This is a genomic window from Granulicoccus phenolivorans DSM 17626 = NBRC 107789 = JCM 15570 (assembly GCF_000423085.1).
In the GTDB taxonomy this organism is placed as follows: domain Bacteria; phylum Actinomycetota; class Actinomycetes; order Propionibacteriales; family Propionibacteriaceae; genus Granulicoccus; species Granulicoccus phenolivorans.
The window spans coordinates 14,472-38,414 of sequence record NZ_AUHH01000012.1 but is presented as its reverse complement, the minus strand read 5'-3'; the positions used below and the strand labels follow the sequence as shown (position 1 = coordinate 38,414).

General features: G+C 69.8%; 9 protein-coding genes. 3 read left to right on the top strand and 6 right to left on the bottom strand.

The genetic code is table 11. The features are described 5' to 3' along the window. Positions 1–42 precede the first annotated feature (42 nt). The 5 genes from G531_RS0106345 to G531_RS0106325 all read right to left on the bottom strand — a co-directional run bounded on the left by G531_RS0106345 (position 43) and on the right by G531_RS0106325 (position 17,477). Positions 43–2,256, bottom strand: a complete 2,214-nt coding sequence (locus tag G531_RS0106345) for a 3'-5' exonuclease (protein ID WP_026926599.1) — start codon at positions 2,254–2,256, stop codon at positions 43–45. Next, positions 2,256–8,600: a DEAD/DEAH box helicase gene (locus G531_RS26895; protein ID WP_026926598.1), complete on the bottom strand. Its 6,345-nt coding sequence runs from the start codon at positions 8,598–8,600 to the stop codon at positions 2,256–2,258. The genes G531_RS0106345 and G531_RS26895 overlap by 1 nt, the downstream gene beginning before the upstream one ends. After that, positions 8,593–13,272: a hypothetical protein gene (locus tag G531_RS0106335; RefSeq protein WP_026926597.1), complete on the bottom strand. Its 4,680-nt coding sequence runs from the start codon at positions 13,270–13,272 to the stop codon at positions 8,593–8,595. Before G531_RS0106335 ends, G531_RS26895 begins: the two co-directional genes overlap by 8 nt. Then, positions 13,259–16,105, bottom strand: a complete 2,847-nt coding sequence (locus G531_RS26970; protein ID WP_211221786.1) for a helicase-related protein — start codon at positions 16,103–16,105, stop codon at positions 13,259–13,261. Before G531_RS26970 ends, G531_RS0106335 begins: the two co-directional genes overlap by 14 nt. A gap of 190 nt (positions 16,106–16,295) precedes the next feature. Beyond that, positions 16,296–17,477, bottom strand: a complete 1,182-nt coding sequence (locus G531_RS0106325) for an amidohydrolase family protein (RefSeq protein ID WP_051215144.1) — start codon at positions 17,475–17,477, stop codon at positions 16,296–16,298. A 110-nt stretch (positions 17,478–17,587) separates the two neighbouring features. Between G531_RS0106325 and G531_RS0106320 the strand changes: the two genes are divergently transcribed. Then, the gene (locus G531_RS0106320; RefSeq protein WP_081683885.1) at positions 17,588–18,490 is read left to right on the top strand and encodes a VanW family protein; all 903 of its coding nucleotides are present in this window, start codon (positions 17,588–17,590) and stop codon (positions 18,488–18,490) included. Between the two features lie 1,735 nt (positions 18,491–20,225). Here G531_RS0106320 and ffh read toward each other — a convergent pair. Beyond that, positions 20,226–21,809 (bottom strand): signal recognition particle protein, encoded by a 1,584-nt coding sequence (ffh, locus tag G531_RS0106315; RefSeq protein ID WP_026926593.1) that lies wholly within the window; start codon positions 21,807–21,809, stop codon positions 20,226–20,228. A 229-nt stretch (positions 21,810–22,038) separates the two neighbouring features. On the opposite strand from ffh, the gene G531_RS0106310 reads away from it, so the two are divergent. Next, a complete protein-coding gene (locus G531_RS0106310; protein WP_026926592.1) occupies positions 22,039–22,977 on the top strand; it encodes a carbohydrate ABC transporter permease in 939 nt (312 codons plus the stop codon). Position 22,978: 1 nt separating this feature from the next. Beyond that, positions 22,979–23,896, top strand: coding sequence for a carbohydrate ABC transporter permease (locus G531_RS0106305; protein WP_081683884.1), 918 nt, complete (start codon positions 22,979–22,981; stop codon positions 23,894–23,896). The last annotated feature ends 47 nt before the right edge of the window (positions 23,897–23,943 follow it).

Below are 23,943 nucleotides of genomic sequence, written 5' to 3'. Positions count from 1 at the left end.
CCGGCCATCACATCCTTGGCCGCCTGGTACTCGGTCAGCCGATCAGCCGACCGGGGGATTCTCCGGCATCAACGGGCTCGCCTCCCCCGCATAACTGACCACCAACTCATCCCGGGCCCGACTCGCCGCGACATACAGCAACGCCCGCTCCCGCAGCACCGCATCATCGAGCTCCTCCGCAGGCAGGTTCCCGTACACCTTGGGCAGGTTCTGCTTCGACACCCCCATCAGCAGCACCTTCGCGAACTCGGTCCCCTTCGCCCGATGCATGGTCAGCACCACCGGCTGCCCGTCCGGGATCCCCTGATTGTCCACCGCGCGTACGCCGACCCGCCGCTCGGCCAGGGCCGCCACCACCAGATCCCGCTGTCGCCGATCCCGGACCAGGATCCCGATCGTCTGCAGCGGCCGACCCTGCTCCTGGGTCTCCCGGATCCAGGCCCCGATCAGCTCCGCGGCCCGGTCGTACTCCTCGACCAGCGTCGCGGTGTGCACGATCCGCGGCTCCGGACCGTGCCGCACCGACCGATACCCCGAGGAATCCTCCGGCTGATCATCGGCGTCGACCCAGTCCGCGCCGACCAGCACCTGCTGGGCCAGGTTCAGGTTCTCCGCGGTGGTCCGGTAGTTCAGCCGCAACCGGCTGGACCGCCCGCGTACGGCGAACCCGAACTTCGACAGGGTCAGCCGCTGCCCATAGATCCGCTGATGGGCGTCCTCGGCCAGGAACACATCATCCGGCCCGGTCGCGACCAGGGCGCGCAGGAACATCAGATGCCCCGGACCGAGGTCCTGCCCCTCGTCGACCACGATGTGCTCGAACGACCGCCCTCCCCCGCCGGCGGCGATCCGGTCCAGGTGCACCGCGGCCAGGGCCGCCGCCTCGGCGTAGTCGAGGGTCCGGTCGGCCCGCGCCAGCGTCCGGTACGCCTGCACCACCTGCCAGATCGCCACCCGCTCCTTGCGGGACAGCCGCACCCCGCGGCCCGGCCGGGCGATCCGCAAATACTGCTGCACCTCGGTGATCCGGTTCGCCAGCACCACCGCGGCGTACTCCGCGGCCAGGAAGGCCGGTGACTTCAGCCGGTCGGGCAGATCCCGGCCCCCGGTGAGGATCGCGGCCTGCCAGGCCTCCTCGGCATTGGTCCGCCGGGACACGTCGGTGGTGCGGTAGCCGAACAGCTGCTCGGTGTCCTCGTCGATCCCGTCGGCCCGGGCCAGGATCGTGCTGACCAGCGAGTCGATGCCCTGCACCAGCACCCCCGGGTCACCGAACCGCTCCGCCACGACGCGCATGTCCAGGGTGGCCACCTGGCGACGCAGTTCCTGGGCCAGGTTGGTGGTGAAGGTGGTCGCCAGGATCCGCGCCTCGGGATTGTCCCGGGCCAGCCGGACCGCGCGGTGCACCAGCACGACCGTCTTCCCGGTCCCCGCCCCGCCGGCCAGCCGGTAGGAACCGTTGTAGTGCGCGTCGACCAGGCGGCGCTGCAGCGGATGCAGCCAGACCCGCCAGGCATCGAAGTCCTTGGCCTCGATCACGCGGCGCAGGTCGTCCTCCCCCTCGACATAGCTGAAGATCGCCCGGGCCGCCGGGTTCTCCCGGATCAGGGTGACCAGCTCCCGGTCGCTCACCGCAGGCCCGCCCGGGTGGTCGGCAACCGGCTCCGGGGTGCTGAGCCCGAACGTCTCGCGTACCTCCGCCATCGGGGTCCCGGTCGCCAGTTCGATCACCGCGTTGCCCTGCCACCCACCGAGGTCGGCGGCCGCGGCGAGCAGCGCGTCCTCGTCCGCGCAGTCGGCCAGCCGGAGCGCGGTCGCCTCGTCCAGCCCGAGGCCGGTGACCAGTTCGGCGGCGGTGTGGCCGAGATAGGTGCGCTTCTCCTGCGCCGCGCGGCTCGGCGCGAGCGGTGGTTCCGGGGTGTGGTCGACCCGGCGTACCTCGGGGATCCCGTTCAGCGGATTCCTTCGCAGGGCGACCGATTCGGCGATCCGGTTGGCTTCGTCGTGGTTCCAGATGCCGTGGATCACGTACGCCCGGCGCCCGTCGTCGTCCAACCGGAACATCACCGCCCGGTACTGGTCGTCGACCCGCCCGGTCCGCACCCGCGGGTCCACCGCCCCCTTGATCGGCTCGATGTGCAACCCCGGCAGCGCATCGTCGGTGGTCAGCTTCTGATAGAACGCGTACGCCTTGGCGCGGATCGCCTGTTCCAGCTCGGGGCCGCCGTGACTCATGATCAGGGTGCTCTGCGGCATCACAGTCCTCCGGGATTCGAGCCGGCCGCGGCCAGCGCATGGGTGATGGCATCGGGGCTCGGCTCGACCACGGTCCAGCCGGCCGCCCGCAACTGATCCATTTCCGCCGAGTCGGGGTCGATGACGACCGCGACGCGCTCCTCGGGCCAGGCCAGGTCGACCACGATCTGGTTCTCGTCCTCGGTCTCGTAGCCGAGTTCCCCGACCGGGACCGGCGTCCGGGACAGATCGACCACCAGCGCCCGGGTCCGATCGTCGACATACTCATCGAGCACCTCGGCCCAGGCCCCGAGGTCAACCGTCCCAACGGCCACCGCGGCGGGGACCGGCGGCGCCACCGGCGCCCGGCTGAGCAACTGCGTCGTGGTGATCGGATGCCCGGGATCGAAGCCGATCGCATTGGCCCAGGCGAGCCAGTCCTGCCAGGCCTCCTTGGCCCCGGGGTCGGCCAGCGCCGTCGGCCGGTCGTCGAGGATGGCACAGGTTTCGAACGTGCTGCCGGACAGCGGCCGGCTGAAGATCCCCACCCCGGGCCGGGACCACCAGCCGGCCCGATCCGGGCCGGGCGCGGTGCCGCCGCTGACCAGGCGGCGGGCCACCTCGGGGCCGGGGAGTCCGCCGGGGGCGGTGGTCTGATTGGCCGCCAGGACGCCGAGCGCGAGGGCATCGGCGAGGTCGTCCCCGCGGGCGGTGTCGGGGGTGGTGAGCCAGTGCCGCAGCCACCCGAACGGGCCCTGCGGGATGGTTGCGAGCGCCCCGGACAGGTGCGGAAAATGCTGGGTCAGCATCTCCCGGAAGCGAGGGTTCCACCAGCCGGGAATCCGCGCCGGGGTCCCGGCGGCCTGCGCGGCCACATCGTCGGCGGTCACTGCGAGCACCCGGTGGGTCAGTTCCGAGCGTTTGGCGGCGTCATCGGCGAGCCGGTTGTGCTGCACCGAGGCGTGGTAGGCGTACCCGTCGGTGAAGATCGCGACGTTCCCGCGCTGCGGGTCCGGGTGGGACAGCACGAAATCGGGCCGGGCCCGGCCGAGCAGCACCTGGGGTTCGAGCAGCCAGGCCCCCTCCTGGTTCGGCAGCCGGAACCGGATCCGGTTGCCGCTGGGTCCGGGCAGTTCGGTCAGGTCGGTCGGGCCGAGGGATTCGACCAGCTTGGTGAACTCGATCCGGAACCGCTGCTCCAGGTGCGATTCGGCGTCCACATCGAAGGCCTGCTGCTGGGTCGTCGTGGCCCATTGCTGCTGCCGGTCCGGTTCGGCGTCCGGATTCCCGGCGGTCAGGATCGCGCGCAGGTGGCGTTCGGCGACCATCCGGGAAACCAACTGGGCCTGGCCGGGTTCGGCGTACGGGAGCAGGCAGCGGTGACAGGCAAGTTGGCCCTCGTTGCGGCAGGGGCAGTCGCGGACCCGTTCCCAGGCGGTGTAGAGCAGGTCCCAGGCCCGATCCGGGGACGCCAGGTCGGCCAGGTAGCCGGTCCCGCCGGGCACCAGGTCGTGCAGCAGCAGCGCCTCCCGGGTCCCGGTGGCCGAGGGGGCCGGGCAGGTGAGCACCCCGAGGTGGTCCGGGTCGCCGCCGTAGGTCTCCCGCATCCCGAGCAGCAGCGCCGCGGTGAGGCTGGGGATGGCGAAGGTGTCGCCGTAGGTGACCCGGGGCGGCAGGGACAGCAGGACGCCCTGGGTGGTCAGCGTCCGGGACAGCGCGATGGTGGCGACGTGCTCTTCGTCGGGGTTCTTGCGGTAGCGGCACCAGGGCCGGTGTTCCTCGGGCCGGTTGGTGCCGGCGGCCCGGTCGAGGACGCCGCAGCCGGTACAGATCCGGAACAGCGGCGCCTTGTACTGCCGGCCGGCCAGATCGAGAGTGGCGCCGGAGCCGGTCCTGCCGAGGTTGAGCCAGCGTACGGTCAGTTTGTCGAGGTAGCGGGCGCCGAAGTCGTAGCCGTCGACGAACCATTCCCGGCCGACCCGGGCGGGGTCGATGTCGACCGCGGCGGCGACGGTGAAGCGGGTCCGGACGCGGTCCTCGGCCCGGTCCCCGATCCGGGCCTCCTCCCGGGAAGCGCGGGCGGAAACCCGGGTGAGTTCGGCGACCGGAAGGCGCTGCTCCATCCCGGCCGGACTGGGGCTGCCACACCGGGGACAGTGGGTCAACGGGGTGTCCGGGTCGGCGGTGGCCTCCTCCCGGGCCCAGCCGCACTCCGCGCAGAACCGCCACTCCCGGATCGCGTCGGCGTCCGGGCCGAGTTCGACACAGTCGATCTCGACCTCGAACCCCCGGGCGTAGAAGTGCGCACCGGGAGCGAACTCGTGCAGCGCCCGGGCCGAGGGGCGGGCCAGGGTGGTCTGTTCCTCCTGCCAGGCGTCGGTCTCCGGATCGCGCCAGGTCAGGGTGACATCCAGGGCGACCGAATCGTCGAGCAGGGTGTAGTTGGGCAGCAGCCCGGCCTCCTCCAGGGCCGCGACCCAGTGCTGGCTGCGGCGCTCCTTGAGCTGGCGGATCAGGTAGTTCAGCGCGCCCCGGGCGGTCTGGTACGCCGCCACGGACTCCCCGTCGGCGTGCGGTTCCTCCGCCCGGCGCTGCAGTTCGGGCAGCTCGGTCGCGATGGCCTGCCGCCGGTACTCCAGCGCCTCGCCGTGGCTGTTCCAGTCGTGCGCGGCGGCGTACACTTGACGGGCCAGGCCGCTGCTGCCGGGCTGCTCCCCCGCACTCGCCCAGCCGCGCAGGGCCCGGACACCGTCGGGCTGCAGGTCGGCGAAGGTGCCCAGGAAGGCGTCCAGCAGTTCGGCGGCATGGGTTTCGGCGTACGCGATCAGGTCCCCAAGAAAGGTGTCGGGTTCGGCGACGGCCAGCGCCTCGGTGGCGGTACGCGGGTGGCGCCGGCCGGGGTCCCCGGCGATCCGGTCGATCAGCGCGGCGAGGTACTGCCGACGCAGGATCTCCTCGGCCGACAGCCAGATCGCCGGCGGCCGGACGGCCCCGTTGAGGAGCTGGTCGGGGTCGTGCAGCCGGGGCAGTTCCTGCGGGCGGCCGGTGACGTAGGCCAGGTTGAGCGCGTTCCCGGTGAGCCGGCCGGCGCGCCCGACCCGCTGCAGGTAGGACGCGACGGTCCGCGGCAGCGCGGCGAGCAGGACGGTGGACAGGTCGCCGATGTCGATGCCGAGTTCGAGGGTCGGGGTCGCCACGAGCACGTTCGGGGCGCCCGGGGTGGTCTCGGCGCGCCGGAATTGGTCCTCGTACTCCAGCCGGACCTCGTCGGGCAGCAGGCTGGTGTGTTCCCGGGCGACCACCCGGCGCATGTCGGTGGAGGCGTACAGGTCGCGGTAGTAGTTGTCCCGGATCGGTTCGGGGTGCAGGTGGCCCGGGCAGCGCACGTACATACAGGGCCGGCCGGCCAACTGGGAGACCGTTTCCGGGTCGCCGGGATGCTGGGTGTGGCAGACGTCGCAGCGCAGCAGGTACTCCCCCGCGGCTGCCGGGGTGGTCGGGGTCGCCCGGACCAGGATCCGGGCCGGGTCGAGGGCGTACGCCGTGGCGTTGCTGTCGGTGGTCCGGGCCAGCAGCACCTCGGCGGTGGCGAGCTCGGCGAGCAGTTGCCGGGCAGCGACCGCGCCGACCGACGCCGGAACCCCGAGCGCCCGGACGGCCCATTGGGCGTGCCAGCTCTGCTCGCCGGTGACCGGCTCCAGCAGCATGTCGGCCCGGCGGTGCACCGGCGCCCCGACCCGGGGGAACTGCGGCGCGGACCGGCCGCGGGGGAAGGCGGGCATCCCGGCCGACCGGTTCCGCCCGCCCCAGATCAGCCACCGATTCCCATCGGACTCGATGAAGCGGTGCAACCAGCGATGATCGATCGCACCGTGACTGCGGAGGTGTTCCAGGACGCCGCGGACCCAGCCGATCACGTCCCGGTCGGTGGGTTCGGCCGTCAGCGCCGGCATCGTGGCCAGCGCGGCCCGGGCGACGGTGACCAGGTCGGCGGGCCGGCCGGCGTCGACCCCGGCGACCGCGCTGCCGGTGTTCTCCAGGGTGCGGCCGAAGCGGGAGTTGAGCCCGAACTCCAGGGCGAGGTCGAACGCCAGCCGGGTGCGGACCCGGTTGAGCACCGCGGGGGTGTGCCGGCCGGGATGCTTCCAGTAGTCGGCGAACTTCGGGGCGTCGGCCAGGTTCGGCGGCAGCAGCCGGTAGCGCCGGAACGGGTCGTCCCCGGCGCGCTCGATCATCCGGTCCGGCAGCTCCGCCAACGACACGACCGGCTCGGCAGCGTCGGGCTCAGCGCCGTCGGGGACGCTGAGCGCGTCGTGGATGGTGGAGCGCAGACTCAGCGTGTGCGACCGGGCCTGGACGAACCCGGCCCGGTGGGCGGCGTCCTGGACCGAGTCGGTGAACACCAGCGCCTTCTTCTCGCTCGCGTCGATCTCCTGGTCCCCGAACAGGGCCGACAGGGTCACCGACAGCAGGGTCGAGATGGCCGAGCCGAGCCAGCGGATGGCGTCGCGTTCGCCGCAGGAGGGGCAGGTTTCGGCGCCGGCCTGATCCTCCTGGGCGCGGGTGTGGGTGAGCACCGGCAGGATCTGGCCCTCCTGCAGTTTGGTGTCGAACTCATCGGGGGGGGCGCTCTCCAGCCGGCGGTCGCTGACGTGCCACCAGTGCAGTCCCTCGCTCGCCCGGTCCGGTGCTCCGGCATCGGTCGCCGCGGCGGCCTCGCTGGGGGCGTACAGCAGGGCGCGGAAGTACTTCTCCCCGGCGGCCCGGTGTCGGCGGATGTTCAGGTCGGTGCGGGCCAGGCCGGTCCCGGTCGGCTCCAGCACGATGCCCCAGCCGGAGCGGCCGCAATGCCGGCAGTACAGCGCGGGGTAGCCGGTCGCCGGCTCGGTCCCGGATTCGCCGGTGCGGATCCCGTCGTCGCCCCAGCGGTACCGTGGGACAGCGGAGGCGTCCCGGTCGATCCGGGTCACCTCGCGGATCCACAGGTGCGTCTCCACCGAGACGAAGCCGCGGCCCAGTTCGGCGCGCAGGTGGCTGAGCGCGGCGATCAGGTGGCCGACGAACCGGGCGGCGACCCCGCCGGCATCCGGGCGCGGGATCATCGCGCGGACCAGGTCGTCCAGGTCGCGGGCCGGCCCGGCGGTCTCGATCAGGTTCCGGACCTGCGGTGCGGCGAGCAGGACCCCGGCCAGGTCGGCGGCGGTCTCCGGCCGGTACGCCGTCTCCCCGGCCAGCGCCGGTTCCAGGAACACCTCGACCACGGCCCGGGTGAGCGCGGCCGGATCGCGCAGCGCATCCAGACCGGCGGCGGCATCGGCCATGTCGCCGAGATGCACTGTCCCGACCGTGCCCGCGGGCACGTGCGCGCTGAGCTCGTCGGCCCATTCGGTGAGATCGCGCCGGGTCTCGGTGATCACCGCGTCGGCGACGAACGGGACGCCGAAGACGGACTCGGCGAAGGAGCGCATCGCGGCGGTGTCCCCGGCGTCACCGAGGGTGGCCGAGGTCGCCACCGGAATGATCGGGCCCAGCGGCGCCCCGCCGGGCGCGGTCGGTTCGGCGCGGTAGCGGTCCAGGACCAGGCCGAGGCGGCGCAGCAGCATCGCGACATCGGTGCCCTGGGCGCCGTCGTAGGTGTGGAACTCATCGAGCACCAGGTAGCGCAGGCTGTCCGCGCTCGCCTGCCACAGCCGGTGGTCCTCCGGGCGCAGCAGCAGTTGGTCGAGCATCTTGTAGTTGGTCAGCAGCACGTCCGGCGGGGTGTCCCGGATCACGTTGCGGTCGGTGATCAGCCCGTCGGCGGAGACCCGGGTGCGGGTGGCGCCCTGTTCGCCGGTGTACAGGGCGGCGGTGACCCCGCGCAGCCGGGGGTCGGTGGTGAGCAGCCGGGTGATCCGGTCGGCCTGGTCGTTGGCCAGCGCGTTCATCGGGTACAGGATCAGCGCCTTGATCCCCGGATGCCCGAGCCGCCGGGCCCGCAGCACATGGTCGAGGACCGGATACAGGAAGGCCTCGGTCTTGCCCGAGCCGGTGCCGGTGGTGACCAGGGTGGGCTGTCCGGTACGCAGGTCCTCCCCCGGTCCCGGATGGGAGGTCAACCGGGCGAACGCGGCGGCCTGGTGGGCATAGGGCTCGAACCCGGTCGGCAGCCATTCCAGCGCATGCTGCCAGCCGTCGGCCGCGTGCGCGAACGGGAGCTTCAGCCGGACGTAGGGGCCGGTGAAGATCCCGTCGGCCTCGTCGTGCAGGAACTCCTCCAGCGCCCGCTGCGCGTCCGGATCGGTCAGCGCGAACGTGGTGGCCAGATAGTCGACCAGGGCCCGGCTGAGCTGCCGCGCCTGCTGGGTCGGCAGCAGCTCAGCCATCGCTCGGGCTCTCCCCGAGCCGTTGCTGGAACGCCGCGTAGGCGGTCCGCAGGTCGGCCTCCCGGTCATGGAACCGGAACGGCAGCTCGTAGGTGTAGGTGTTCCCGGCGGCATTGGTGTGCGTCCGGTCCTCGACGCTCAGCCGGTCCCCCTGCTTGCGCCACGGCGCCAGGACAGCGTTCGGCACCAGTCGACCGTTCGCGTCGTAGAGGTAAGTGTCCTTGTCGTAGCCGCGCAGCACCGCGAACTGGGTCCGGTACACCGTGCACAGCTCGTCGGCGGTGACACCCAGCATCAGCGCGACCAGTGCGTCGATCTCCACCTGCGCCTGCCGCCGATCCAGCGCCCGCCGCAGCGGGGTAGCCGGGGTCCACTCCGGCCCGACCGCACCCAGGTCGACCGTGGTGTCCCCCAGCACGAAGCTGTCCTGCATGTACGCCGGGTCCCAGCACTCCCGCCACAGGTCCCCGTACGCGGCCGTCACACAGTTGAGCCGCAGGGTGCGCAGTGCGGCCTGAGGCCAAAGGGGGTGCTCCAAGTCCGGTACTGCGAGCCTACTCACGGTCGACCCGTGGATATCGCCTTTGGGCGACGCCCGAACCGAGAAGTCAGCAAGCAGCGACCCAAGCATCGCTTGCAGTCGCACCAAATCGCCCACCGCGCTGACACCCGCAGAAGTCACGGGGTGCACATGCGCAGACCCCGGCGGGATCAGGGCCGGAATCAACGTCCGTTCACCTGTGTTGGCTGCCATCCGGCGCCACGCGACCCGGTAGTGATCCCGGGCGGGATCGCCGTCCCAGTGCGTGTAGGCGGCGTCATAGACCGCCTTGTCGCCCGCCGGCTTGTACGCCGTCACCGGCACCGCTGTAGGTGACAAAGACTCCAGATCCACCGCTGACCAATCCAAGTGGTTCTTCATCGTCGGATTGGGGATCTTGTAGATCGGATGGTTCCCGTAAATGTGGGGCCCTTGAAGAATGGCGTCAATCCACCGTCCGGGGTCCCCCCAACGCTGCTCGAATCGACCCTTCTTCCGGTCGATAGATTCGTCCCATCCTCGAGAAAAGCGCAGTCCTAACGTCCCCACACGGGGCGCAGCCGCTAGCGTGGCCAGTACATGTGCAACCTCGCTATTGACCGTATACAGCATCCGGGTCTGCCCGACAGGTACGGTTGATTCCTCCAGAACGTCCCGCCACACCTGCAGCACGCCGTCGGTGACGGTTACCACCCGCTCGGCATGCGGACGCAGGTCCCAGTGACCGTCGTCGTCCTTGAACCCGGGGGCCGCGCCTTCCCCTGAATGCCCCCTGGATCGTTCGACAGTCTCGGGGTGATAGAGCGCGGAAGCATTCAAAAAAGCCGTGCCTTGACATGGCTGGGCGTAGATGTTGACGCCATAGCTCTTCTGATGCTGGATTTCGAAGAGTTGCAGCTCGTTGATGAACTGCCAGTGTCGCCGAAGTCGACGATAGGTTTCCTGGCGCAGGAGCCCCGCCTTCTCGTCGGTGAAATGTGATTCGAGGTGGATCAAACCCGTCGTGCCAACTCGCGAGGCATGCGTCCACGTCTGCGCCATGAAGCACCGGTAGAAATCGGGCTGCAATCCGTTGAGCACTGGATAGCAGACCGGGCTCCCGACGTAAGCGGCTGTCGCCACGGTGTCGACAGAACCGTCGAGAACCAACTCCGCGGCCCCCGGATACTGCAGCGTCCGGTCCCGCCGCTCGCGGCGCTGCTGCTCGCTCGGTTTCTGCGCCAGTGCCCACCACGGGTCGAACTCGGCGAGCAGGGCATCGACGTCACCGCGCGGTCGAACCCAGGGCGGGTTCCCGACCTGCAGGTCGAAGCCACCGCGGCCGAAGACCGGCGCAAATTCGAGTTCCCAGTGGAAGAAGCCCTGCCGCGCCGCGACGTCCCGGACGACCGCGAGCCAGGGCTGCTCTTCCGCGATCCGACTGGTCGGTCGGGCGCCGGAGGCAGCCCGGTCCCATTGTTCGGCGGTCCCCAGGTCGGCCCAGTCGTGCCCGGTGAGTGGAGTCTGCCCCTGCCGCGCCAACTGCCGGTCCTTGGCGGACAGCTGGACGGTACCGAGGATGGCTTCCAGCGTGTCCAGCCATTGGTCCAGTGTCGGTGGCTGCACCGGCTCGCCGGGGTCACCGGTCGCCGGGTCCGGCTCGGCGGGCAGGGTGAGCGCCCAGAACCACAGCGCGCACCAGGCGTCCATCACGAGTTTGAGGCGTTGGTAGGAGCCGTCGGGGTCGGCGAGGGATTCCTCGATCTGTTCCCGGGTGACGATCTCGCCGCGCTCGGGTCCGGTCGGGAGCGGGTTCTCCCAGACGCCGACGTCGCGGGAGGTCTGCTGTTCGGCGATCCGGAGGCGTTGCGCGGCGTACTGCCAGAGCACCTCGACCCGTTCGGCCAGCCGCTTGAGCCGGGTCCGTTGGGTCGTGGTCGGGGCCTTCTGCAGCGACCGGGCCCAGGTCTTGACCGCTTTGACCCGTTCCGGAGCGAGCTTCTTCGCCTCGGCGGAGTCGGCGGTGGCGCCCCAGCCGTGGGCGGGCAGTAGGAAGTGGTGGATCCGGCTGCCGAGGCTCTCCCCGTCCCCGTCGAGACTGAGCGGCACGTCGGTGGGCGGGGTGGTCAGCCAGTGCCTCTTGGCCACGTCGTTGTCGGTGTAGACCGCGTGTTTGGCGCCGATCAGGGAGTTGCCGCGCTTGAGCCGCAGCCCGAACCAGGGCGCGTCCAGGCCGGCGGCCATGGTGTCCAGCCACAGCGAGATTTCGGCCAGTTCGACCGCGGTGGCGTTGAGGTCGACCCCGTGCACCTGGTGCAGCGCGATGTGGGCCTTGATCCGTTGCAGCACCTGCGGGCGTTCGTCGGGGTCGACCCGGCGGCCGAGTTCCTTCTCGCGGCGGGTCAGGTACTGCTCGGCGAGTTGGCGTACCGCCTCGATCGCGAACGCGCCAGAACCGAGGGCCGGCTCGCAGACGCTCAGGCCGAGGATTTCGGCGGCGGTCGTGGTGTGGCCATCCTGGTCGAGGAGTTCGGCCAGGGCCTGGGAGACGGTGAACCGGGTCAGTACCTCGGGGGTGTAGTAGGAGGCCGACTGTTGCCGTTCCCGGCCGGACAGCCGGAACACGAAGGTGCCGCGGCGGTGCAGCACCTTCTTCTGCTCGCCGGTGTCGGGGTCCTCGGTGAGCACGAAGTCGTTCTCGGCGATGTCGGCGGCCCGGTCCACCGGGAGCACCCAGGAGCCCTTCTCCGGGTTCCCGCCTGGCGCGACCTCGTACAGGTCATCGGTGGCGAACGAGCCGGTGTAGGACATCAGGCCCTCATAGACCGCGCCGAGTTGGTTGATCCCGAGGTCGACGTAGGAGATGAACCCGCGTTCGCCGCCGCGGCGTTCCCGGCTGAGCAGCAGGGTCCGCAGCACCTGTTGCAGGGCCTGGTTCGACAGCCGGGTCTCGCTCAGGTGGGCGATCGCGCGGGGGTGGAACAGGTCGGCGCGCAGGGCGTTGAAGGTGAGTCCGTCGGGTTCCCCGTCGACAGGGTCGGGTGGGCGGTGGCCGCGGTCGACCCGGGTGAACAGTACGTCCAGGGAGTCGTAGAAGTGGGTGCCCTGCCGGGCCTGCGGGGAGGTGAGTTCGACCAGGACGAGTTCGCGGAGCCGGTCCAGGGAGTAGCCCTGGTCGTAGTCGGGGGCGCCGACCGGGAGCACCTGCAGTTCCGGGGAGGCCTCGGCGAACAGCAGGAACAGGATCCGGTACAGGTAGCGCAGTGCCTGCAGCGCCAGCGGCTGGGCCCGGTCGGGCGGCAGAGGCGGCAGGCCCTGGGCGGCGCGGCGCTGGATCACGTCGTTGGCGATCACCTCGATGGACAGCCGCACCCCTTCGCGCAGGTCCTTGGAGACTCCGACGGTGTGCTTGACCGAGTCCTCCAGCGCGCCGGCCCACCAGATGTTCCCGTCGGCGTCCGGGGCGAGCGAGGCGGCCTCGACGCAGGTCAGCGCGGTGTCGAGCTCACCGCCCTTCTTGGTGTCGTTGCGTTCGGCGACCAGTTGGATGTCGACGCCGAGGCAGCGGCCCTCGGCCCAGCGGCCCTGTTCGCCGATGATCAGCCAGCGGCCGGCCAGCACGAGCACGTACGCGGGCGCGTCCTCGCCGGTGAACAGGGCCGAGACCGCGCGCGCGATCGAGGTGTACGCCTTCGCGCCGCTGCTCGGGTCGTCGCTCCCGTCGGGGCCGATCAGCGTTTCGGGCAGGGTCGGCTCGTCCTTGGCGAAGGCAGCGTCGATCTCCTCGATCGGGTGGGCCAGCACGACGGCGAGTTCGTCGGCGCCGCTCAGTCCGGGGGAGGCGTACCGGCGGATGGTGCCGGTGCCGGTGACCTGCCACGGGCCGGCGGTGAAGCCGAGGATGTCCAGCAGGCGCTGCTGCACCCTAGGGTTCAGATCCGGGTCGGGGTGTTCGTCGTACAGCTCGGCCAGCTCGAGTTCGAGCAGGTGCCGGGCGGCGCCGAACCGGGTGCGGACCGAGGACTCCTGGGTGTCCCAGTCCTTGCGGCGGGCCAGCACCCGGGCGTGGAAGGATTCCTTGGGCGCGTCGGTGGTGAAGTAGTGCTCGCTGATCCAGTCCTCGACCACGCGCAGGGCATCACTGGTTGCCATCGATCCCTCCCGGAACGACCATGAGCAGGGGCCGGACCAGGCGGCGGTCCGGGGCCAGGTCGGCCAGCAGGGCCTCCTCGTCACGGACGCCGAGGCGGCGCTGTTTGATCTCGCTGCGCTGGGCCAGCCGGTCCGCGGAATCCTGCCAGGACCGGGTGCGGTCCTGCCACCGGGCCAGCCGGTCGCGGGTGGCCTGTTCGGTGCCGGCGACCTGGGCGGCCAACTCCTGATCGGCGGCGGCGACCGCGCGGGCGACCAGGTGCTGCAGGGTGGTCCCGTCGATCGGGCCGGGGTTGCGGGCGGCGGAATCGAACCCGAGGGCAGCCAGCGCGGCCGGGACCGAGGCGTACATGTTGACCAGGTGGAAGTCGGGATTGTCCTCGGGCTGGGGGAACTCGATCCCGACGACCTGGGCGGCGATCACCTGGCCGCGCTTGTTGGTCAGTTGGCCCTGCAGCAGCAGCGTCGGGCTCAGCACGGTGCCGCGGACGGCGAAGATCTGGCCGCGGCCCAGGCTGGCCAGGCTGCGGTCGGCGGCCCATTCCAGGACCGGGTGCAGCGGCGCGAGGTAGTGCGCCTCGGGCCAGCTCGAGGTGGTCTGATCGCTGAGCGCGTCGCGCAGGGTCTGCTCACCGCGCTGCCGGGTGGTCGCCAGGACCAGATTCTGGGTGACCAAGCGGTCGGCCAGGTAGCTCTGCGGCAGCACCTCCAGCCGGGGTTTCAGGTCCGCCGGCGGGACGAACTCGACGGTGCCGTGCTGGGGGTGTTCCCGCCAGCCGATCCCGTTGGCGGTCGGGGCGGCTTCGGGGGTGACGAAGATTTCGGTGACCGCGTCGCGAAGGAAGTCCACGTCGGCCGGGTACAGCGAGTCCCGGCGGGTTTCGACGGTCGCGGCGGGGGCGGGCTGGTTGCCCCAGGCGGCGAGGAAGTCGGCGATCAGGTCGCGGCCTTCGATCTCGTCGAGTTCGGGGAGGACGTCGGCCTCGGCGCGGCGTCCGGCGAGGACGTCGCGGATGGCGTCCTCCTCGGCGCTGACCGATTCCTTGCCCATCAGCCAGGCGGCGTCCCCGAGGGCCTGGTGGGCCTCGTGTTCCTTCTCGATCACCCGGCTGAGTACCCGCAGGTCGCCGGCGAAGTTGTCGGCGTCCGGGTCGAGCAGCAGGGTGGTGATCCGCGGCGGGGTCTCCTGGCCGTACCGGTCGATGCGGCCGTTGCGCTGTTCCAGCCGGATCAGCGACCAGGGAATGTCGTAGTGGATCAGTTCGTGGCACTGCCGGTGCAGGTTGACGCCCTCGGAGGCGACGTCGCCGGTAACCAGGATCCGGATCGGGGAGGCGGCCTGTTTGAACGAGTCCACGATCCGCTGCTGTTCTTCATCGCTCAGGCCGCCGTGCAGGATCTCCACCTGGCCGGGCTTGAGTCGGAAGGTGGCGCACAGTTGGTCCTGCAGCCAGTGCAGGGTCGGGACGCGTTCGGAGAACACCACCGCCCGCTCGGTGTGCACGTCGATGCCGCGCAGCACGTCGACCAGGGCGGCGTACTTGCCGGAGTCGGCGCGGGTGGCGTCGTTCAGCTCGGCGAGCCGGTGCAGCGCTTGGGCTTCCCGCTGTGCGGCCGGGTTGGCCGGGTCGAGGCGGCGCAAGCGTTCGGTGATCGACTGGGCGAGCGCGGCCGGGGAGGACAGGAATGCCTTGGCCAGGGTCCAGCCGAACAGGTGGTTGCCGGTGCTGTGCGGACTCGCCCCGGAGGCCGGGTGCAGCCAGACCTCGTCCAGTTCCCGGGCCACGTCGTTCTCGGCCGGGTTGGCCGGGACCAGCAGGTTGTTCGGTTCGCGGCGTTCGGCCCAGCGGGCGCCGACCACCTGGGCGACCTCCGGGGAGTTGCGGTGCCGGCGGACGACGAGTTGTTCGAGCCGGTCGGTGTCGAGGTCGCCCGCGGGGCTCACCGCGGTCGGGTCGAGCAGGCGGATCAGTTCGCTGAAGGACTCCTTGCGGCCGTTGTGCGGGGTCGCCGAGGCCAGGATGAGCGCGTCGGTGTTCGGTGCCAGGGTGCGGGCGAGCCGGTTGTTCTGCGCGGCGACGTTGGTGACGTTGTGGGATTCGTCGATCACCACCGCGTCCCAGCGGTGCCGGCGCAGGTCGCGTTCGAAGCGGGCCTGCTTGAGGGTGTCCATCGAGATGATCACCCGTTTGTAGTAGGTGAACGGGTTGCGGGTGGCCGGGAGTTTCTGCTTCACCCGTTGGACGCCGGCGGAGTCGAGCCGGACGAACGGGAGCGCGAACCGGGTCCACAGTTCCTGCTGCATCTGTTCCAGCACGTGGCGCGGGCACACGATCAGGATCCGTTCGCCGCGGCCGCGGCGGACCAGTTCGGACAGGATCATCCCGATCTCGAGGGTTTTGCCCAGGCCGACCGCGTCGGCGAGCAGGATCCGGGGGCGCAGGTTCTGATCGCTGAGTGCGGTGCGGACCGCCGATTGCTGGTACGCCAGCGGGTCGGCCAGGGCCTCGGTGGAGACGGTCAGTGCGGTTTCGGCCAGGGGGAGGTGGGCCTTGCGTACGGTCGCCTCCAGCCAGAGCCGGGACCGCCGGTGGCCGGGGGAATCGTCACCGACCAGCCGGGTCTGCGCCGGATCCAGCGGAACGATGCGGTCCAGGGACCCGTAGAACGAGGCGGTCGTGCCGCGGACCAGTTCGGAGAGTCCCTGGACGCGCAGCAGGTCCCCGTCGGCGGTGTTCTCCACCCCGGTGACCAGCCATTCCTCGTCCCGGACGACCACCACCGAACCGGGCGCGACCTGCAGGGCCGACTCGGTCACGGCTGAATCCACCATCGCCTCCACTTTCCCACCGTTCGTGCCGAGGAAATCTCCGCCTTTGCGCAACGTATCACCGCGGCCCGGCCCGCGGTCGGGCTATCTCGTGCGCTGTCGGGCCGGAGATCGACCCGACAGCGCCGCGGAACAGACCCCCTCCCCCGCGACCTACAAAACTTGCAAACGTTAAGGAAAGGGTCGCCCCGGGTCAGCGGACCACGCGACCCCGCAGCACCACCCGACTCGGCGCCTGCAGTACGCCGATCTCGACCCGCGGATCGGCGTCGTAGATCACCAGGTCCGCCGGTGCCCCCTCCTCGATCCCGGGGAACCCGAGCCACTCCCGGGCCCGCCAGGACGCCGCCCCCAGCGCGAAGTCGGCGCCGCCCAGGTCGGCCAGCATCGCGATCTCGTCGGCGATCCGCCCGTGCATGATTGCCGAGCCGCCGTCGGTGCCGGCATAGATCGGTACGCCCGCCTCGACTGCCTTGCCGAAGGTCTCCCGACGCCGGGCGTACAGGTCGTTCATGTGCGCGGCGTACAGCGGGAACTTGTCCTCCCCGGCCGCGGCGATATCGGGGAAGGTCTCGATGTTGATCAGCGTCGGGACCAGGCTCACCTGGTGCTCGGCCATCAGCGCGATCGTGGCATCGCTGAGGCCGGTGCCGTGCTCGATCCCGTCGATCCCGGCGGCCAGCAGCACGTCCAGCCCGTCCTCGCCGAACTGGTGCGCGGTCACCCGCGCGCCCAACTCGTGCGCCCGGGCGATCGCCGCGGTCAGTTCGGCGGCCGGCCACAGCATCCGCAGATCCCCCACCGAGCGATCGATCCAGTCCCCGACCAGCTTGATCCAGCCGTCCCCGGCCGCGACCTGCCGCTCCACCGAGGCGACCAGGCCCTCCGGCTCGACCTCGTCGGCGAAGTTCTTCATGTACCGCTTGGGACGGGCAATGTGTCGCCCGGCCCGGATGATTTTCGGCAGGTCGTCGCGGTCGTCGATCCAGCGGGTATCGGTCGGCGCCCCGGCATCGCGCAGCAGCAGCGCCCCAGCGTCCCGCTCGGTGACCGCCTGTTCCTCGGCGACGTCATCAGTGGTCGGTCCGGTCGCGACCAGCCCGACATGACAGTGCGCATCGACCAGGCCGGGGAGGATCCAGCCGTGGGTCGCGATCGTGGTGGCGTCGGCGACCGGGGTCAGGCTCAGGTGCCCGTCGACGACCCACAGGTCACGCTGCTCCCCGTCCGGGAGGACGGTGCCGTGCAGGTGCAGTCGCGGGGCCGGGGAGTCCGGATCGACCGCGTCGTGCGGATGGGAGAAATGGGAATGGCGATGCAGGTGCCCCGGGCCGTGGCTGTGCCACCCCGAACCCTGCTCGTGGGCATCACTCATGAGGCCACTCTGCCATCGAAACACATGACACCGCCGCTGAAGCGGCGGACCGGGTATGCCCCGTCCCACTGGAAGCATTGCCCACGACCCACGAAGGAGTGCCCAGCGCCATGTCGATTGCCCTGACCCCCGAACCCAGCCTGACATTCGTTCCGCCGCCGGCCGGGTTCGTTCCACCGGAGCGGGTCACTGCCGCCCGGCGGCTGACCGAACGGATCCCGGCGCTGTATCCGCTGGCGGTTCGGGCCCACCAGCTGCGTCAGCACCTGCGCTGGCGCACCGACGACCGGGTGTACGCCCGGACCCACGCCACCGACCCCCTTGAACATCGGGTGAAACAGCACAACTCGCTGTTGCTGCGCGAACTCAGTGCCGACGAGATGCGGCTGCAGCACAACAAGGTGATCAATCTGCGGCTCGCGTCGGCCGAGACCGACGGGATCCTGATCCGACCCGGCGAGTCGTTCTCGTTCAACCGGACCGTCGGCAACTGCACCCGCGCCCGCGGGTTCGTCGAGGGAATGCGGCTCACCAACGGTCGTGCCATCGCCGGAGTCGGCGGCGGGATCTGCCAACTGGCGAACCTCATCCACTGGATGGTGCTGCACTCCCCGCTGACGGTCACCGCCCGCTCGGAGCACTCCTTCGACCCGTTCCCCGACAAGGGCCGCGTCCTGCCCTGGGGGGTCGGCTGCTCGATCGTGTGGAACTACGTGGACCTGGTCGTCAGTAATGACACCGACGCGACCTTCCGGTTGGCGACCGGGGTCGGTGAGCGCTACCTGGAGGGTGCGCTGACCGCCGACCGGGCGCTGCCGCACTCCTACAAGGTGTACGCCCGCGACGAACAGTTCATCCGGCATCGTGGCGAGCTGTTCCGCCGCAACGAGATCTGGCGCCGGGTGATCGACCGGCGTACCGGCAACACCGTCGGTGAGGAACTGATGAAACAGAACTGCGCCCTGGTCACCTACGAACCGCGAGGCGTCGAGGTGATCGACTGCGACGCCTGAGTGGCCGGGGCTGAGCGAACGCCGGCGCGTGGGGGCGTACACCCAGGCAGCGAAGCGTCATCCCGGGGAGCGAGGGTTGCAGCCCTCGCTCCTCACCACGACGCTTCGCTCCCTGAAGCGGTCGACGCTCCCCGGCACGGAGCTTCGCTCCCCCGAGCCAGCGCCTCGCGCGCCCGACCCACCCCACCAACAAGCGCCTTGCCTGCCCGAGCCACCCACCAACCAGCGAAGCCTCACCCCGAGCAGCGAGCTGAGCAGCCCTCGCTCCTCACCACGACGCTTCGCTGCCTGAAGCCGGTCGACGCTGCCCCGACACGAAGCATTGCTCCCCGACACGAAACACCGCCCGGCCGAGCCACCGCTACGCCCGCCCGAGCCACCCACCAACCAGCGCCTTGCCTGCCCGACCCACCCACCAACCAGCGACGCTTCACACTGGTTCGAGCGGCGGCCCGGTCATGGAGCGTCACGAAAGCCCATCAAGCTTCGGGGCGCCGTGACGCTGCCCAACCCGGATAGAAGCTCCCTGACCGGAATGACGCTGGATGACCCCGCGCCGGCGCTGGACCAGGCCGTCCGGAGCGACATGTCGACACGCGCCAGAGCCTTCACCCGATGCCGCACACCCCCTGGGGCCCAACCACCCACCAGCGAGGCTTCACGCTTGTTCGAGCGGCGACCCGGTCATGGAGCGTCACGAAAGGCCATCAAGCTTCGGGGCGCCGTGACGCTGCCCACCCCAGAGAGAAGCTCCCTGACCGGGATGACGCTGGATGACCCCGCGCCGGTGCTGGACCAGGCCCTCCGGAGCGACATGTCGACACGCGCCAGATTCTTCACCCGATGCCGTACGCCACCCCCGGGGAGCCAACCATCAACCAGCGAAGCTTCACGCCTGTTCAAGCGGCGACCCGGTCATGGAGCGTCACGAAAGGCCACCAAGCTTCGGGGCGCCGTGACGCTGCCCACCCCGGAGAGAAGCTCCCTGACCAGGATGACGCTGGATGACCCCGCGCCGGCGCTGAATCAGGCCCTCGGAGCGACATGTCGACACGCGCCAGATTCTTCACCCGGTGCCGTACGCCACCCCCGGGACCACCCAGCCCCAGCACCCAGCACCCAGCACCCAGCGAATCCTCACACTGGTTCGAGCGGCCCCCGGGTCATGGAGCGTCACGAAAGGTCATCAAGCTTCAGGGCGCCGTGACGCTGCCCACCCCGGAGCGAAGCTCCCTGACCAGGATGACGCTGGATGCCCCCGCACCGGCGCTGGACCAGGCCCCGAAGAGACATGTCGACACGCGTCAGATTCTTCACCCGATGCCGTACGCCACCCCCGGGACCACTCAGCACCCAGCACCCAGCACCCAGCACCCAGCGAGGCTTCACACTGGTTCGAGCGGCGGCCAGGTCATGGAGCGTCACGAAAGGCCACCAAGCTTCAGGGCGCCGTGACGCTGCCCACCCCTGAGCGAAGCTCCCTGACCGGGATGACGCTGGATGCCCCCGCACCCGGACTGAATCAGGCCCCGAAGCGACATATCGACACGCGCCAGAGCCTTCACCCGGTGCCGTACGCCACCCCTGGGGCCAACCACCAACCAGCGAAGCTCCACCCCGAGCAGCGAACGCAGCAGACCTCGCTCCCCTGCACGACGCTTCGCTGCCTGAAGCCGGTCGACGCTCCCCCGACCCCGACGACGCTCCCCCGACCCGAAGCATCCCTCCCGAGGACTCAGCCCTGGTTCTTCTTGAACATCTTCTGCAACTCCGGCGGCAACTCGAAGTCCCCACCGTTCTTCTCGAACTGCTTCGGATCGAACCCGGACCCGAATGCCTCCAACGGATTCGCGGCCGGGGCGGCGGGTTCGATCGGGGCCGCATTGCGCTTGGCCGGGTTCCCGGACACGCCCTTGCCACCCTTTTTCTTCTTCGGCGCCTGCCGGCCCGGACGCTTGGCGGCCGGCATCGGCGGCATCCCGGGCATGTTCGGCATCCCGGCCGGCATCTTCCCGTTCGCCAGCGAGGACATCATCTTCCGCGCGTCGAAGAACCGGTCGACCAGGTTGTTCACCTGGGACACCTCGGTCCCCGACCCCTTCGCGATCCGGGCGCGCCGCGACCCGTTGAGAATCTTCGGGTTGTCCCGCTCGGCCGGGGTCATCGACAGGATGATCGCCTCGATCCGGTCGATCTCCTTCTCATCGATCCCGGAGAGCTGATCCTTCATCTCCCCCATGCCGGGGAGCATGCCGAAGATCTTCGACAGCGGCCCCATCCGGCGTACCTGCTTCATCTGCTCGAGGAAGTCGCCCAGGCCGAACTCCGACCCACCCTTGCTGGCGATCTTGGCCGCGGCCTTGCGCGACTTCTCCTCGTCGAAGTTCTTCTCCGCCTGCTCGATCAGGGTGAGCATGTCGCCCATGTCGAGGATCCGCGAAGCCATCCGGTCGGGATGGAAGACGTCGAAGTCCTTCACGTTCTCGCCGCTGGAGGCGAACATGATCGGCTTGCCGATCACCCGCGCGATCGACAGTGCCGCACCACCGCGGGCATCACCGTCGAGCTTGGTCAGCACCACCCCGTCGAAACCGACCCCATCGGCGAACGCCTGCGCGGTGTTCACCGCATCCTGGCCGATCATCGCGTCCACGACGAACAGCACCTCGTCGGGATCGACCGCGGCCTTGATGTCGGCGGCCTGCTGCATCAGCGCCTGATCCACACCCAACCGGCCGGCGGTGTCGATGATGACCACGTCGTACAACTTGCGCTCGGCCTCGGCGATCGACGCCTTCGCCACCTGGATCGGATCCCCGACCCCGTTGCCCGGCTCGGGCGCGAAGCAGTGGACGCCGGCGCGCTGGGCGACGATCTTCAACTGGTCCACCGCGTTCGGACGCTGCAGGTCGGCGGCCACCAGCAGCGGCGAGTGCCCCTCCGACTTCAGCCAGTACGCCAGCTTGCCCGCCAGCGTCGTCTTACCGGCACCCTGCAGACCCGCGAGCATGATCACGGTCGGCGGCTTCTTCGCGAACCGGATGGTGCGGGTCTCGCCACCGAGGATGTTGACCAGTTCCTCGTTGACGATCTTGATGATCTGCTGGGCCGGATTGAGCGCCTCGGAGACCTCCGCGCTCTTGGCCCGCTCCTTGATCGCGGCGATGAATTCCTTGACGACCGCCAGGTTCACATCGGCTTCGAGCAGGGCGATCCGGATCTCGCGCGCGGTCGCGTCGATATCGGCGTCGCTGAGTTTGCCCTTGCCACGAAGGTTCTTGAACGTCGCGGCGAGCCGGTCCTGCAGTGTGTCGAACAAGTCGGGTCCTCGGATCTGACCGCCACGGGGCATACGGGCGGTCGGTGCGGATGAACTACTGGCCAAGGTTACCCAAAAAGCCCTGTTTCCCCACAAAGCGGTACGCCCGGCAGCACGACCCGAGCCCCCGGTGGTGTCTGCGAGGTTAACGAAAACTCCCCCACCGTTCACCTCGCGGCCCCGCGTCGAGGGTTCTGGCGTTCACGCGGCGATCCCTAGAGTCACCGCCATGACGTCGACCATCCCCGGAACGTCAGTTCCGGATCCGGACCTCGAACTACCCCGGCGCAAGTCCGGGTGGTCGCTGCAGCAGATCTTGCTCGCGGCCGCTCTCATCCTCCCGAACATGATCCTGTTGATCCTGTTCACCTATCGCCCGCTGGTGGACAACTTCCGCATCTCGTTCTTCCAGTGGAACCTGAGCTCGACCCGCCCGCCGCTGTTCGTGGGCTTCCGCAACTATGCCGACTGGTTCTCCGATCCGGGCACCCCGACGATCGTGATGAACACCGTCATCTTCACCGTGGCCGCGGTCGCCGGGTCGATGATCCTCGGCCTGGCGCTGGCGCTGCTGCTCGACCAGAAGCTGTTCGGTCGCGCGGCGGTCCGCTCGATGATCTTCGCCCCGTACGTGATCTCCGGCGCGGCGATCGGTGTGGCGTTCCAGTTCGTCTTCGACCCGCAGTTCGGCCTGATCCAGGACCTGCTGCGCCGGATCGGGGTGGAGTCACCGAACTTCTACCAGGATCCGAAGTGGGCCCTGTTCATGGTGACGGTCACCTACATCTGGAAGAACCTCGGCTACGTCTTCGTGATCTACCTGGCCGCCCTGCAGGGCCGGCGCAAGGACCTCGACGAGGCCGCCGAGATCGACGACACCTCCCCGGTCCGTCGGCTGTTCCGGGTGGTCCTGCCGCAGTTGCGCCAGACCACCTTCTTCCTGTCGGTCACCGTGCTGCTCAGCTCGTTCCAGGTGTTCGACCTGATCCAGGTGATGACCCGGGGCGGGCCCCTGGGCAACGGCACGATGACGATGGTCTACCAGGTCTACGAAGAGTCGTTCAACAACAACCGCGCCGGCTACGGCGCCGCGGTCGCCTCGATCATGTTCCTGATCGTGCTGGTGATCACGGTGATCCAGGTCCGGCTCCAGGACAGGCAGGACTGACATGGCCCAGCAGACCGACGTCCCCCCGCAGACCGATCCGGCCCCTGCTCCCGAGAAGGCCGAGATCCCCCGGCGGAAGCACCGCGATCCGAACGAGGCCGGCCTCGGGGTGAAGATCCTCGGCTACGTGGCGCTGCTGATCGTCGTGGCGATGGTCATGGTGCCGCTGTACTTCATCCTGATCACCTCGCTGAAGACCCATCCCGACATCTACTCCGACCCGATCACCTGGTGGCCGAACCCGTTCGCGCCCGGCAACTACTCCTACGCCGTCAGCCAGGTGAACTTCGTCGGCTTCCTGCGCAACTCGGTGATCATCACCGGTGGCCTGACGGTGTTCAAGGTTGCCCTCGGCGTGATCAGTGCGTACGCCTTCGCGTACCTGCGCTTCCCCGGGCGGGGGCTGCTGTTCCTGCTGGTGATCGCGGCGCTGATGGTGCCCGACCAGATCACGATCATCTCCAACTACGCCCTGGTCGCGGGTTGGGGCTGGCGCAACACGTTCCAGGGCATCATGCTCCCGCTGGCCGGGACCGCCTTCGGCACCTTCCTGATGCGCAACCACTTCCTGTCCCTGCCCCGGGAGATCCTCGAGGCGGCGCGCCTGGACGGCACCGGCTTCGGGCGCACCCTGTTCCGGGTGGTCCTGCCGATGTCGTGGCCGACGATCGTGGCGTTCACCCTGATCACCATCGTCACCGAGTGGAACCAGTACCTGTGGCCGTTCCTGATCGCCGATACCGACCGGGTCGCCCCGCTGCCGGTCGGTCTGACCCAGCTCCAGCAGAACGAGGGTCTGACCAACTGGGGCCCGGTGATGGCGGCCACCGTCCTCACCGCGATCCCGATTCTGATCGTGTTCCTGCTCCTGCAGAAGCAGATGATCAAGGGCCTCACCGCCGGCGCCGTCAAGGGCTGACGCCCCGTCCCCCGTTCACTCATTCACCCAGTCTTTGCAACGTTCTA

Coding starts and splice junctions, on each gene's coding strand:
- G531_RS0106325 (WP_051215144.1), bottom strand. CDS start 17,477: ATGAGTGATGCCCACGAGCAGGGTTCGGGGTGGCACAGCCACGGCCCG.
- G531_RS26895 (WP_026926598.1), bottom strand. CDS start 8,600: ATGGCTGAGCTGCTGCCGACCCAGCAGGCGCGGCAGCTCAGCCGGGCC.
- G531_RS0106335 (WP_026926597.1), bottom strand. CDS start 13,272: ATGGCAACCAGTGATGCCCTGCGCGTGGTCGAGGACTGGATCAGCGAG.
- G531_RS26970 (WP_211221786.1), bottom strand. CDS start 16,105: ATGGTGGATTCAGCCGTGACCGAGTCGGCCCTGCAGGTCGCGCCCGGT.
- G531_RS0106310 (WP_026926592.1), top strand. CDS start 22,039: ATGACGTCGACCATCCCCGGAACGTCAGTTCCGGATCCGGACCTCGAA.
- G531_RS0106345 (WP_026926599.1), bottom strand. CDS start 2,256: ATGCCGCAGAGCACCCTGATCATGAGTCACGGCGGCCCCGAGCTGGAA.
- G531_RS0106305 (WP_081683884.1), top strand. CDS start 22,979: ATGGCCCAGCAGACCGACGTCCCCCCGCAGACCGATCCGGCCCCTGCT.
- G531_RS0106320 (WP_081683885.1), top strand. CDS start 17,588: ATGTCGATTGCCCTGACCCCCGAACCCAGCCTGACATTCGTTCCGCCG.